This is a genomic window from Phenylobacterium sp. (assembly GCF_020402505.1).
In the GTDB taxonomy this organism is placed as follows: Bacteria; Pseudomonadota; Alphaproteobacteria; order Caulobacterales; family Caulobacteraceae; genus Phenylobacterium.
This window is the reverse complement of the sequence record NZ_JADBZL010000023.1, coordinates 58,889-71,546: the sequence shown is the minus strand read 5'-3', so window position 1 is coordinate 71,546 and position 12,658 is coordinate 58,889. Positions and strand designations below refer to the sequence as shown.

General features: G+C 66.8%; 13 protein-coding genes. 4 read left to right on the top strand and 9 right to left on the bottom strand.

The window, feature by feature from the left end:
* The 5 genes from IM632_RS02075 to ruvX all read right to left on the bottom strand — a co-directional run.
* A partial coding sequence (locus tag IM632_RS02075; RefSeq protein WP_296551961.1) for a glycerol-3-phosphate acyltransferase occupies positions 1-482 on the bottom strand: 482 nt, incomplete at its 3' end.
* A 122-nt stretch (positions 483-604) separates the two neighbouring features.
* Complete coding sequence (gene pyrC / locus IM632_RS02070) at positions 605-1,906, bottom strand: dihydroorotase (protein WP_296479920.1); 1,302 nt, start codon at positions 1,904-1,906, stop codon at positions 605-607.
* Entirely contained in the window at positions 1,903-2,484 is a 582-nt protein-coding gene (locus IM632_RS02065) for a TIGR00730 family Rossman fold protein (protein WP_296479919.1), read from the bottom strand. Before IM632_RS02065 ends, pyrC begins: the two co-directional genes overlap by 4 nt.
* A complete protein-coding gene (locus tag IM632_RS02060; protein WP_296479918.1) occupies positions 2,484-3,461 on the bottom strand; it encodes an aspartate carbamoyltransferase catalytic subunit in 978 nt (325 codons plus the stop codon). Before IM632_RS02060 ends, IM632_RS02065 begins: the two co-directional genes overlap by 1 nt.
* Positions 3,462-3,508: 47 nt before the next feature.
* A complete protein-coding gene (ruvX, locus tag IM632_RS02055) occupies positions 3,509-3,988 on the bottom strand; it encodes a Holliday junction resolvase RuvX (RefSeq protein WP_296479917.1) in 480 nt (159 codons plus the stop codon).
* Between the two features lie 104 nt (positions 3,989-4,092).
* On the opposite strand from ruvX, the gene IM632_RS02050 reads away from it, so the two are divergent.
* Entirely contained in the window at positions 4,093-4,470 is a 378-nt protein-coding gene (locus IM632_RS02050) for a DUF4180 domain-containing protein (RefSeq protein ID WP_296479916.1), read from the top strand.
* On the opposite strand, the gene IM632_RS02045 is transcribed toward IM632_RS02050, so the two are convergent.
* From IM632_RS02045 to IM632_RS02030, 4 genes are all read right to left on the bottom strand, one after another.
* Positions 4,456-4,992, bottom strand: a complete 537-nt coding sequence (locus IM632_RS02045; RefSeq protein ID WP_296479915.1) for an aromatic-ring-hydroxylating dioxygenase subunit beta — start codon at positions 4,990-4,992, stop codon at positions 4,456-4,458. The two genes, IM632_RS02050 and IM632_RS02045, sit on opposite strands and share 15 nt — an antisense overlap.
* Positions 4,989-6,254, bottom strand: a complete 1,266-nt coding sequence (locus tag IM632_RS02040) for an SRPBCC family protein (protein WP_296497754.1) — start codon at positions 6,252-6,254, stop codon at positions 4,989-4,991. Before IM632_RS02040 ends, IM632_RS02045 begins: the two co-directional genes overlap by 4 nt.
* Positions 6,255-6,338: 84 nt before the next feature.
* Entirely contained in the window at positions 6,339-7,193 is an 855-nt protein-coding gene (locus tag IM632_RS02035; RefSeq protein ID WP_296479913.1) for an NmrA/HSCARG family protein, read from the bottom strand.
* Positions 7,190-8,038, bottom strand: a complete 849-nt coding sequence (locus IM632_RS02030; RefSeq protein ID WP_296479912.1) for an alpha/beta hydrolase — start codon at positions 8,036-8,038, stop codon at positions 7,190-7,192. The genes IM632_RS02035 and IM632_RS02030 overlap by 4 nt, the downstream gene beginning before the upstream one ends.
* Positions 8,039-8,113: 75 nt before the next feature.
* On the opposite strand from IM632_RS02030, the gene IM632_RS02025 reads away from it, so the two are divergent.
* From IM632_RS02025 to IM632_RS02015, 3 genes are all read left to right on the top strand, one after another.
* Positions 8,114-8,761, top strand: coding sequence for a TetR/AcrR family transcriptional regulator (locus IM632_RS02025; protein ID WP_296479911.1), 648 nt, complete (start codon positions 8,114-8,116; stop codon positions 8,759-8,761).
* Complete coding sequence (locus IM632_RS02020; RefSeq protein ID WP_296518084.1) at positions 8,754-10,415, top strand: FAD-dependent monooxygenase; 1,662 nt, start codon at positions 8,754-8,756, stop codon at positions 10,413-10,415. The genes IM632_RS02025 and IM632_RS02020 overlap by 8 nt, the downstream gene beginning before the upstream one ends.
* A 160-nt stretch (positions 10,416-10,575) precedes the next feature.
* A complete protein-coding gene (locus IM632_RS02015) occupies positions 10,576-12,648 on the top strand; it encodes a [FeFe] hydrogenase, group A (protein ID WP_296497747.1) in 2,073 nt (690 codons plus the stop codon).
* Positions 12,649-12,658 lie beyond the last annotated feature (10 nt).

Genomic DNA, 12,658 nt, shown 5'->3' with positions numbered 1-12,658 from the left:
GGGGCCAGGGCGGCGGCGGTGAGGCCGGCCAGGGAGGAGATTCGGAAGAGGAACGCCATCAACAGCCAGGTCGCCACCGCGGCGGCGCCCACTGGAAATGACGCCGCCAGCAGGGTGCCAAAGAAGGTCGAAACTCCCTTGCCGCCCCTGAACTTCAGGAAGACCGGGAAGAGGTGGCCGAGGAAGGCCGAGCCCGCCGCCAGGGCCACCATCGCGTTCCGTGTAGCCTCCGGCGCATTGCGGGTCAGGAGATAGGCGACCAGCACCGCAAGGGCGCCCTTGCCGCCATCGCCGAGCAGGGTCAGCAGGGCCAGGTCCTTCCGGCCGGACCGCAGGACATTGGTTGCTCCGATATTGCCCGAGCCGATGTTCCGGGGATCGCCGGCGCCGGCCAGCTTCATGATGATCACGCCAAACGGCGTCGATCCCAGGAGGTATCCCCCGATCATGACGGCGGCGATGACGAGCGGTTCATTGGACATGGGCGGCGGGCTCCTCCGATGGCCCGGGCAGTCTAGGTCGCCGCCACCCCCGCGTCACCCTCGGACGCAAGACAAGCATGTCCGGAAATGTTCGTCAAATGTTCCCTTCAGAACTTGCGGTTTCAGACCGCAAAGACCACCCGTCCGGCGACGAAGGTCCTCTGAACCACGCCCTGCAGCCGCCTTCCGTCGAAGGGCGTGTTTCGCGAGCGCGACTTCAGCGCGTCGGGGTCCACGACCAGGGGGGCGTTCAGGTCGCACAGCACCAGGTCCGCCGGGGCGCCCCGGGCCAGGCGGCCGCAGGGCAGGCCGAGGAGGTCCGCCGGGCGCACCGTCACGGCGGCGATGAGGTCGATGAGGGGAATCTGCCCGTCATGGTGGAAGGCCAGCAGGGCCGGCAACAGAGTCTGCAGGCCGACCGCCCCCGGAGCCGCTTCGGCGTAGGGCAGGCGCTTGTCTTCCGGGGGGGCCGGGGCGTGGGCGGAGACCACCACGTCGATCAGGCCGCTGGCGAGGGCCTCGATCACCGCCTGCCGGTCGTCCTCGCCCCGGACGGGGGGATCGAACTTCAGGAAGGTGCGGTAGTCGCCGATGTCGATCTCGTTGAAGGTCAGGTGGTTGATCGAGGTCGAGGCGAAGACGGGCAGGCCGCGCCGCTTGCCGCGCTCCAGGGCCTCCAGGGCGCAGGCGGTGGTGACCTGATCGGCCAGGAGGCGCGCGCTGGTCATCTCGACCAGGGCGAGGTCCCGCTCCAGCATGATCTTCTCGGCCTCGGGCGGGGCGCTGGGCAGGCCCATCCGCCCTGCGAATTCCCCGGAGGTGGCGGCGGCGCCTTCGCTCAGCCAGGGATCGGCGGGGCGGTGCGCCACCAGCATGCCGAAGCCCTTCGCATAGGCCAGCACCCGTCGCATCACCTTGGAGTTCATGATCGGACGGTCGGCGTCGGTGACATAGACGCAGCCGGCCTCGGCCATCAGTCCGATCTCGGCCATGCGCTCCCCGAGGCAGCCCTGAGTCGCCGCGCCGGCGGGCAGGATGTTGACCAGGCTGGAGTCCCGGGCCCGGCGGCGGATGAAGTCCACCACCGAGGCCTCGTCGATCACCGGGTCGGTGTCGGGCTGGACCACGAAGGTCGTCACGCCGCCCGCCGCCGCCGCCTCGGAGGCCGAGCGCAGGGTCTCGCGGGTCTCGAAACCGGGCTCGCCGGTCTTGGCGCGCAGGTCGACCAGGCCCGGGATCAGCAGCGACCCTCCGGCGTCGATGACCTCATGGTCCGGGCTGACTGCATCCGGATCGGACCCGGCGACGACGCCCTCAACGATTCCGTCCCGGACGAAGAGCGCCCCGCGGGCGTCGAGGCCGGACGCAGGGTCGAGAATCCGCGCATTCAGGATGGCCAGGGGGCGGTGGGCGGCGGCGCTCACAGCTGGAACCTTTCGAGCCACTTCTCCTGGGCCGGCGCGACATATCCGGCCAGGTGTTCCAGCAGTTGCACCGGGTCCTCGCCGAAGACCAGCATGTCTCGGTGGGCCTCGCGTACGAAACCCTCCTCGACGGAGTGATCAAGGAAGCGGCGCAGGGGATCGTAATAGCCCTCGACATTCAGGAAGGCCGCCGGCTTGGCGTGGATCGCCAGCTGGCCCCAGGTCCAGATCTCGAAGACCTCCTCCAGGGTCCCGGCGCCGCCGGGCAGGGCGATGAAGGCGTCGGAGAGCTCCGCCATGCGCGCCTTGCGCTGGTGCATGGTCTCGACGATCTCCAGTCGGGTCAGGCCCGTGTGCTCCAGCTCCTTGCGGGCCAGGGCCCGGGGCAGGACGCCGAACACCTCGCCGCCGGCGGCCAGGGCGGCGTCGGCTGCGGCGCCCATCAGGCCGACCTTCGAGCCGCCGAAGACCATGGCCAGACCCTGCTCCGCCAGAAGCCGGCCGGTCCGCGCCGCCGCCTCGGCATAGACGGGGCGGAAGCCCGGGCTGGAGCCGCAGAAGACGCAGACGGCGCGCATCAGCCGTTCTCCAGACGGGCGGCGAGGGCGGCGAGGATGGCCATCCGGGCCGCGACGCCCATCTCCACCTGGTCCTGGATGAGCGAGACGGTCAGATCGTCGGCGACGTCGGAATCGATCTCCACGCCCCGGTTCATCGGTCCGGGGTGCATGACCCGCACATGGTCGGCGGCGGCGCCCAGCTTCTCGCGGTCCAGGCCCCAGAAGCGGAAATACTCCCGCGGGGAGGGGGCGAAGGCGCCGTCCATCCGCTCCAGCTGCAGGCGCAGCATCATCACCACGTCGCAGCCGGCGATGCCTTCGCGCAGGTCGTTGAAGACCTGCACGCCCCAGCGCTCGGCCCGGGCCGGGATCAGGGTGGGCGGACCCACCAGCCGCACCTCGGCGCCCATCATCTGCAGGAGGCCGACATTCGAGCGGGCGACCCGGGAATGCAGGATGTCGCCGCAGATGGCGACCCTCAGGCCCGCGATCCGCCCGAAGGCCCGGCGCATGGAAAGGGCGTCCAGCAGGGCCTGGGTCGGATGCTCATGCTGGCCGTCGCCGGCGTTGATCACCGAGCAGGAGACCTTCTGCGCCAGGAGGGAGGCCGCGCCCGAGGCGGCGTGGCGGATCACCAGGATGTCCGGCCGCATGGCGTTCAGCGTCACCGCCGTATCGATCAGGGTTTCGCCCTTGGCGATGGAGGAGCCGCCGGGGCTCATATTGATCGTGTCGGCGCCCAGCCGCTTGGCCGCCAGCTCGAAGGAGCTCTGGGTCCGGGTGGAGTTCTCGAAGAACAGGTTGATGAGGGTCCGGCCCTTCAGGAGGTCCAGGTTCTTCGAGACCTGCCGGTTCAGGGCGACGAAGCCCTCGGCAAGGTCCAGTAGGCGGGCCACCTCGACGGGGTTCAGGTCCAGGACGGAGAGAAAATGCCGCCGGGGAAAGGGAAAGGTCCGTTCCAGGACCTCGGTCAGACCTTGCGCGTCGCGGCTCATCAAAGCGCCGTCTTAGGGGGGTTTCCGGTCCAAGCCAAGGAAAAGGCTCAGCCGCCGCCCAGGGTTCGCAGCCGGTCGAGCGCCGCGTCGAGGATCCAGGCCGCCGCCGCGCGGTCCACGACCTGGCTGCGCTTGCTCCGCGACAGGTCCGCCTCGCCGATCAGGGTCCGTTCCACGGCGGCGGTGGACAGGCGCTCGTCCTGGAAGACAATGCGCAGGTCCGGGCGCAGGCGCAGGAGGTTCCGGCCCAGGGCCCGGCAGGACTGGCAGCGGGGCCCCTCCGACCCGTCCATGTTGAGGGGCAGGCCGATCACCAGGATGTCGGAACCGCGTTCGTCCATCAGCCGGAAGAGGGCCTTTGCATCGTCGGTGAACTTCGTCCGGCGGATGACCGAATGGGGGGTGGCGAGCGTCCTCAGAGCGTCGCTGAAGGCGACTCCCAGGGTCTTCTCACCCGCATCCACACCCGTCAGGGGGGTGGTCCGGGTGCGTTCCGCCAGGAGGTCGCCGAGGTCGATCACGGGCATGGCTTCTCCTACGCCGAATGTCCTGCGGCCTCCAGCCCGTACCGGTGAGTCAAAACTGCGTGAGGCTAACTTTCCAGAAAGGTTCGCCGGGCGAAAAGGCCGGCATGACCCCGCCGCCGACGGATAGGCCCGACCCTGCGGTCCTGGTCCTGGACCGGATTCCCGGCCGGGGCGAGGCCTCCGACCTGATTGGCGCCGCCCTCGAGGCTGGAGCGCGCTGGGTCGCGCTGAAGGCCGCAGGCCTGCCGCCCGGATTTCTCGTCCTGTCGACCGGTCAGGCCGGCGAATTCGCCCAGAAGTGCGTCAACTATCGGATTGGATTGGCGATCCTGGGCGACATCGGGCCCGCCCTGGCGACATCCTCCGCCCTGCGCGACTGGGTGCGGGAGTGCAATCGCGGCGATCACGTCTGGTTCCTGAACGACGAGGCTGAGCTGGCTGCGCGGCTCTCCCAAAGGTCAAGCGGATCAGAACAGGAGTGACAGGTTCTCTGAAGGGAGCACGACGGCATCCAGGACGACGGTCCTTGATCGCAGGCGCAGGCCATCTCCGTCGAGATCAATGAGCTGGTCTCGACGCTGGGCTGTGAACAGGGCGACCTCGTCCGGTCGGACCTTGGACAGGAACAGGTTGCTGACCACCGAAAGCAGCGACCCTTGAACGGCGTCGATCATCACATTGGAGACGATCCGGCGGGTCATCGACGCGGGCATCTCCGACCAGCCCATTCGGCTCTGGAACCGGGCGACACGCTGGCGAAGGGCCGCGAGATCCTCGTCGATCAGGGGCGCTCCCCAGGGCGGCGAGAGTTCAGCGTCGACCGACCAGGTGGCGAAGTCGCGGACATCGCTCTGCAGCCGCCAAGTCCTGTCCGGCACCACGTAGCGGATCTGCTCATCCATCAGGTCGAGCCAGAGGTCCCAACGCCGCTCATCGAGCAGCCGAGCCTCCCGATAGAGCCATTGCTCGATACGAGCCTGGCGAAGCACTTCGGCCTCGGTCACGTCGCGGCCTCCAGCTCTTGACGCCAACGACGATAGAAGCCGCGCTGATTAATCTCGCTGGCTGTCAGGCCGAGCTCGCCCGGCAGACGGTCGGACCGCTCTTCGTGGCCGAGTCCCATCTGCAGATTCAACCGGCCCTTCCTTGCCTGGAGGCCGAAGCTGGAGCGGGTGACGGCGGACCAGTTGTTGGCGTCGTCCTGCTCGAAGCTTCCGCCGGGCCCAAAGGTCGTGGTCGAGCGCGAGACCATCCAGGCCTTCACGTCCGGCGGTGCATCCCGGTCGACGAGGCAATAGGACCACATCTCGACCTCATTGACGCCCCGGGGATGGATCGCCCGGAGGGTGCTGAACACCGGCACCATCCCGAGGTTTGGCCAGACGGCTCCGTGTATGAGACTTATTCGCGCTCGATGGCGACCCAGCCTCTTCTCCGCCTCATCGAAGCTGGCGCGCAGATAGTCGAAGACATGGGCCGGATAGGGCGGCATCGCGGCGCCCAGCCAGTCTTCGGGCGCCAGTTCATCGGGATAGATGTTGGCCCCAAGGCCATGGCCGAGCCCCGGTCGGATCTCGCGGGCCAGGGGCAGGGGCGTTGCGCGGTTGGCGCCGAGATCCGGCGGGAAGTTGGAGCCGTGGGCGAATCCGATGTGGTACTCGTCCCCACAGTGATTTTCGGCCACCACCTTCCAGTTCGCCTTGATCCTCCAACGGTGCGGGCCGAGCAGCTCGGTTCCGCCTTCGCGGCGATCCAGGAGGATATCGAGATACCAGGCCATATCGCCCAGCCATTCGACCAGCGCCGGGGCGTCGTTGTCGAAGCACCCGAAGATCAGGCCCTTATAGACCTCGACGCGCACAGGGATGAGACCCCAGGCCTTCTTGTCGACTTCGCCATAATAGATGGTGTCCTCGCCCGGTACGCCGATCAGTGCGCCGTCAGATCCATAAACCCAGCCGTGATAGCGGCACTGAAACCTGCTCGCGTGGCCCCGATCTTCCTGGCAGACCTGGAAACCTCGATGGCGACAGGCATTGAGGTGAGCCCGCAAGGCGCCCGACCGGTCTCGGGTGACCAGGACCGACTCCTCACCCATCCAGACCCGCAGGAAAGATCCAGGCTCCGGGAGCTGACTGAGGTGACCGACGAACAGCCAGGAATGTCCGAAAACCGCACGTTGTTCAGCCCGATAGAGCTCTTCGTCGGAAAAGATACGCGGGTTGATCCAGCCCCCGTCACTGGCGACCAACTCTTTCAGCTCCATCTGCGTGCCTCCCTTTTCAACGACCCAATCGGCGCGGGTCATTTTGAAATGACAGTGTCAAGTCCTGGCCGTGATCCTGCGCGCCTACATGTCTCGGATCGGATGTTTCTCAAGGAAGCGGCGAAAGCCCATGGCGTCGGGTTTGACCTTGCGGAACGGACCCTCGTCGAAGGCGAACCCCACATCGTTGTGCCACCTCAGCTGCTCCGCAAACTCCGGGACAAGTCGGCGAAACAGGAAGGCGGGAAGACGCCAAGACTTTGGATTTCGTCCCAGGACCTGACGATAGACCGCCTTCATCTGGGGCACGGTCAGCGTGTCGCCGGCGAGATTGATCTTGCGTCCGGCCCAATGCGCCGGATTGGCCAGCGCTTCCGCCGCGATCCACCCCAGATCCTCCAGGGCCAACATCTGGAAGCGGGTCGTATCCCGCAGGCTGCCGGAGAGTACTGGAAACATCAGGTGCGGCTGCATTGCCGGGTTCAAGAGATTGTCCAGGAACCAGACGGTGCCGAGCAGCGTCCATTCGAGTCCGCTTCGGCGAACCTCCTGTTCCAGCACAGCCTTCGAAAGGAAGTGAGGCGGTCCGCCGATGTCGAAGCCATCGCCCATGGTTGATTGAACGATATGACGCACCCCCGCGCGCTTGGCGGCGGCGATCACAGCGCGGCCTTGGCGGATCTCTCCCGCAAGCCCCACACCTGGGGCATAGTAGTCCTGGACAGAGAAGACGCCGGTCGCGCCGGCAAAGGCGGCGTCCAGCGTCCCGGGCTGATCGAGGTCGCCCCCGACGACCTCGGCCCCGATCGCCGAGAGTTCCTGAGCGGCCGCGCCATCCGGTCGACGGGTGAGGGCTCGAACGGTTCGGCCTCGGGCCAAAAGGGCGCGCGCGACGACGCCGCCCTGTTGACCGGTGGCTCCCAGCACCAAGATCGTCATCTGTAGGACTCCTCGGTCAGAAAGGCTTTGATCAGGCTCTTGACCTCCTCTGGCGCATCGATCGGCGAGATGTGACAACCCTCGACGGGGGCGAAGCGGCCGTCTTGCAGCCTCAGCGCCGCCGACGCCTGCCCTTCAAGCGGATAAAGGCCATCGTTGATCCCGGAGATCACCAGTGTGGGGGCAGTGATTGCGGACAAGCGCGGACGCAGAGGCTGCCCCCGCAGGATGACGGACCGCACGGCGGCCGACAATCGGACCGGATCCGCTCTGCTGAGCATCGCATGAAAGGACCTGGAGGCGTCCGGATCACGAGAAAGCGACTCGGGTCTGAAGAAGCTTCTCGCGACGCCGTTGCGGAACACCTCGCGGTTCAGCATCCACCGGGCGCCGAGTGCGACGAGCCGGTCACCGAATTTCGGATGCGCGCCACAGATATCCATGGGGGTGTTCATAAGGATCAGTCGTTCAACACGTTCCGGCGCCTTGAGGGTCGCCTCAGCCGCCACCATGCCGCCCCAGGAAACGCCGCCCACCGTGGCCCTGTCGATCCCGAGCGCATCCATGACCGACAGCATCGCCGCGGCCGTTTCGCCCAGGGTGAACTCCCGGGCCACACCCGGGCTGCGCCCGTGCCCAGGGCCGTCAATCAGGACAAAGGTCGCCGCCGACGCCAGACCGTCCACGAGCCGGTCATAGATATTATGGTCGGTGAAGATCGCCGGCCAGAGCACAACCTTCTGCGGTCCGTCACCCACGACCCGCACGGCGATTTCGCCGAGAGAGGTCGAAATCATCCGGTCTTCGCCCGACGCGTAAGGGGCTCTTGCGTTCCTTTTGGTCACGGGGTTCTCCGCTGTAATCACTGTTTACATACCGCCCCTTGCGATCGATGTAAACACTGATTACACCCTGGCGACATGACCCAGTCCGCCGACACGAAACCCCTGCATCATGGTCGCCTGCGCGAGGAGGTGATCCGGCATGCGTTGGCCGAAGCGCGCCTGGGTGCGATCGAAGGTCTGTCCATGCGCGACCTCTCACGCCAGCTGGGCGTCTCGCCGGGCGCGATCTACCGGCACTTCGAGGATCGGGACGCCATCCTTCGCGCCGTCGCCCAGGCGGGCTTCGACCTTCTCGCTGAGCGGTTCGCTGCGGCGCTACCCTTCGATTCAACGGCGACGAGCGGGGCCGATGCGGTGGCGAGGTTCGAGGCGCTCGCCATAGCCTACGTGACATTCGCCAGCACCCACTACGGTCTCTGGAGGCTGATGTTCGGCCCTTATGGTCGCGATCCTGAGGCGCCCAGGCCTGAGCGGCCCACCACCTATCAATGGCTGGGCAAGGCGCTCGCCGAGCTTCATGCGCATGGCCTGATCGAGACTGCGACGCCCGAAGACCAGTATTTCGCATGGACCGCCGTTCACGGCCTCTCGGACCTGCAGGCCTCGCCGGCCGCGCCGTCGGCGCCGGTGACCGCAAACACCCGGAGACATGTGCGCCTGACGCTCAGAGCGCTCGGATATCGCGCCAAATACCTGGATTCAGCGGTTCCTCGACATGACTAGACTTGAACGCATCTTGATCCTCGGCGCCGGACCGGTGGGATTGGGCGCCGCTCTTGAGCTGGCGCGTTTCGGCGTGCCGAGCCTCGTGGTGGAAAAGCGTGAAACGACGTCCTGGCATCCCAAGACGCGCAACATCAATACGCGCACCATGGAGATCGCCCGCGGCTGGGGCGAGGCCGTCTACAGGCGGTTACGCAGCATCGATACTCCGGAAGGGTGGAAGAGCCCCATACGGTTTCTGACGTCCGCGACGGGCGAGGAGTACGGGCTGATCGAGACCAAGGGTTTCGAGGGGCCTGGGGCGGACATCAGCCCCGCCCTGCCCATCATGTCGTCGCAGGAACTCCTCGAGGAGATCCTGCTGGACGCCGCACGAGCGACGGGATTGATCGAGTTCCGTTTTCGCCACGAGGCGACACGTCTGGTTCAGGGCGGGCACCCGGCAGACAGCAGCGTAACGCTGGAAGTCCTGGATCTCGCCAACCGCCGGGTCGAACAGATCAATGGATCGGCCCTCGTGGCGGCGGATGGCGCGGGCAGCCTGATCCGGAGTGAGCTGGGATTAGATATGGAGGGACCTCGGGGGCTCTCGCACGTCGTCAACTGCTACTTTCGAGCCGAGATCGAGCCCTTGATCGCGGACAGGAAGAGTGTCCTGATGTTCGTCTCCAACCCCCGCGCCCAAGGTGTGCTCCAGCCGCTGGACGGCGCCGGTCGGTGGCTCTGCCAGATAGGCGTTCGCCCTGAGGATTGGTCTTTGGAAGCGTTCACAAAGGACCGCGCCCGCGAGTGGGTGCGCGCGGCCGTCGGCGTGGAGGATCTTGAAGTCGATGTCGTCTCGCTCGGCCTGTGGAAGATGAACGCCACGGTCGCCGATCAGCTGGTTGTCGGTCGGGTGGTGATGTGCGGCGACGCCGCACATCAGTTTCCGCCCACCGGAGGCCTGGGCGTAAACACCGGGCTGCAGGGCATGCACAACGTCATGTGGAAGCTCGCCCTGTGTGTGAAGGCGCTTGCCGGCTGGCCCTTGCTGGGCACCTACCAGGACGAGCGCCGTCGTCTCTCTCAGCAGATCGCCGCCCAGTCCCTGACGAATTCCGCCAACGTCGCCAAGGTTCACGCTGCAGCGCGTTCGGGCCGGGACAGCGGCCTCGACCCTGCCGAAGTCGCGAGCGCCTCTCGCCGATATGGTAATCACCTGGGGGTCGAGTTCGGCGCCGTCTATGTCTCGTCGGCCGTGATCGCCGACGGAAGCGAGCCGCCAGACGTCGAGGACAGTTACTCCGACTACACTCAGTCCGCCACGCCGGGTGCGCGGGCTCCGCATGTCTGGATCGGGCGACCGGAAGCCCAATTTTCCACGTTGGACCTGTTCGGCCCAGGGTTCACCTTGCTGGCGGCGCGCGGCGGGGAGGCTTGGATGGAACAGGCGGCCGCAGCCGAGCGGGTTCTGGGGCTGCGAGTGTATCGATACCGGATGGGTTCCCCGGGACTTCAGTCCAACCCGCGATTCGAAGATCTCTACCGCATGGGCGAAGCCGGCGCCGTGCTCGTCAGACCGGACGGCCATATCGGTTGGCGCACCGCATTCCCGCCCACCGCCGACGGCGAGGTTGAGGCGGCGCTTCGAAAGATCGTTTCACGCCCCGCTTGAGATCAGAGGCGTTCGGGAGGCGGCTCCGGGACCCTCGCAACCTGAAGCAGGCGCTGAAGCCCCGGGGCGTTCACCCCTAGGGATTCATCCGGAACTGGCGCCGGGCCCGCGTCCGGGCGAGAGGGTTCCGGGTGACAAGAGCGCCTATGGATGTCGCGGCATGATCACGCTGACGGTGAACGGTCGGTCCATCGAACTTGCCGACGGCGCAACCCTGCTTGAGGCGACAAGGGCTGCGGGCGTGCATGTGCCCACACTGTGCCATCATCCCCGACTGCCCTCGCATTCCGTCTGCCGATCCTGCCTGGTGGAGGTGGCGGGCGGGGCCAACCCTCAACCCGCCTGCAGCACGCTTGCGAAGGACGGCGACAGGGTTGAGACGGAGTCCGCGTCCCTGAACGCCTTCCGCAAGGCGAACACCGAATGGCTGCTGGCGCGTCACCCGAACGACTGCATGCGCTGCGAGGTGAACGGTTCGTGCCAGCTTCAGCGGCTGGTGAACGAAAACCAGTGGGAGGAGCGCTGGGGCGAGATCCCGGTCGGATCCCCGTCGCACCCGGAGCATGTGCTGACCGACCACACTTCGCCGAGCATCTGGCGGGATCTCTCGAAATGCATTGAATGCGGACTGTGCGCCGAAGCCTGCGGAGAGTCCGGCCAGCAGCAGTTTGTCATCGGCTTTGCGGAACGGGGCGGCGATCGTCTGCCGGTCACGGTCTTCGATGAGCCGCTCGAGAACACCCGCTGCATTTCCTGCGGCCAGTGCACCGTCGTCTGCCCCGTCGGCGCCCTGATCGAAGCGCCGCACTGGCGCGATGTGCTGAAGACCCTTGAGACGCGGCGGCGCGTATCGGTGGTTCAGGTCGCGCCGGCGACGCGCATCGCCATCAGTGAAGAGTTCGGCATGGCGCCCGGCGCCGTGAGTACGGGAAGGTTGATCAATGCGTTGAGAAGCCTCGGCTTCGATTACGTCTTCGACACCAACTTCGGCGCCGATCTGACGATCGTCGAGGAAGCTTTCGAACTCCTCGGCCGGCTTGCGGACGGCGACAGGATTCCGCTCTTCACGTCATGCTGCCCGGGCTGGGTGAACTGGGTCGAGATCAATCGGCCGGACCTGTTGCCGCATCTGAGCACGACGAAATCTCCACAGCAGATGCACGGCGCCGTGACCAAACGGGGCGGATTTGCGCGATCCCTGGGGCCAGCTTTCGCAGAAGGAAGGACGGAGCCCTATGTGGTCTCCGTCATGCCGTGCACGGCGAAAAAGGACGAGGCCCGCCGGCCCGGCATGTCGGGTGACGTCGACCACGTGCTGACGACGCGGGAACTGGCGAGGATGATCAGGACCCGCGGCATCGCCTTTGGCGCGCTCGCAGACGACGGGGTGTTCGACAGCCCCCTCGGCGAGAGTACGGGAGCCGGCCAGATCTTCGCCGCATCCGGCGGCGTGATGGAAGCCATGTTGCGGACGGCGGCGCACTTGCGGGACGCCGAAGAGGCGCTGCCGCTGGAATGGCGTTCGCTGCGCGGCGTCAGCGAGGGGGTGAAGACCGCCCGGGTGGAGGGCCTCGGCGCTGTCGCCGTCTGCAACGGGATCGCCGCCGCCCAGCGATTTCTGGAGACCGAGGCCTGGCGGTCGGAGTACATCGCCATCGAGGTGATGGCGTGCGTCGGCGGTTGTCTGGGGGGAGGGGGCGAACCCAAGTCGCTGGATCCTCAGGTCCTGCAGAAGCGCAGTCAGGCGACCTATGCGATCGACGCCGCAGCGCCGAGACGTCGTTCGCATGAGAACCCGGACGTTCAGAAACTTTACGCCGACGAGCTTATCGAGCCCGGGTCGCCCGCCGCCCGGGAATGGCTGCACACCCAGTCCGCCGCCAGGGACACCAGGAGATCCCTCCTGATGCGCTTCCTGGACCGGGTGGACATGCGCGACGGCGCCGGAGCGGCGAGCCTCTTTCATCCTGACGGCGTCTGGGCCCCCGGCCCGGCCACCGGCGAGATCCGGGGCGCGGAAGCGATCGCCGCCTTCATCGCCGCCGGATTGCCGCCGCGTGAGTATGGACATCGCTTTCATCGGCACCGCATGCTTTCCTCGACGGACCCCGATGATCTTCGGGTCGTGACGCCGACGGGGGTTCATTGCCGCTTCGAGATGGAGGTCGGCGCGTCGGACGCGGCCCGGGGGACCAGGCCGGCGATCCGGGCCCTGACCCGCCACCTTCTTTGAGGCGCCGCCG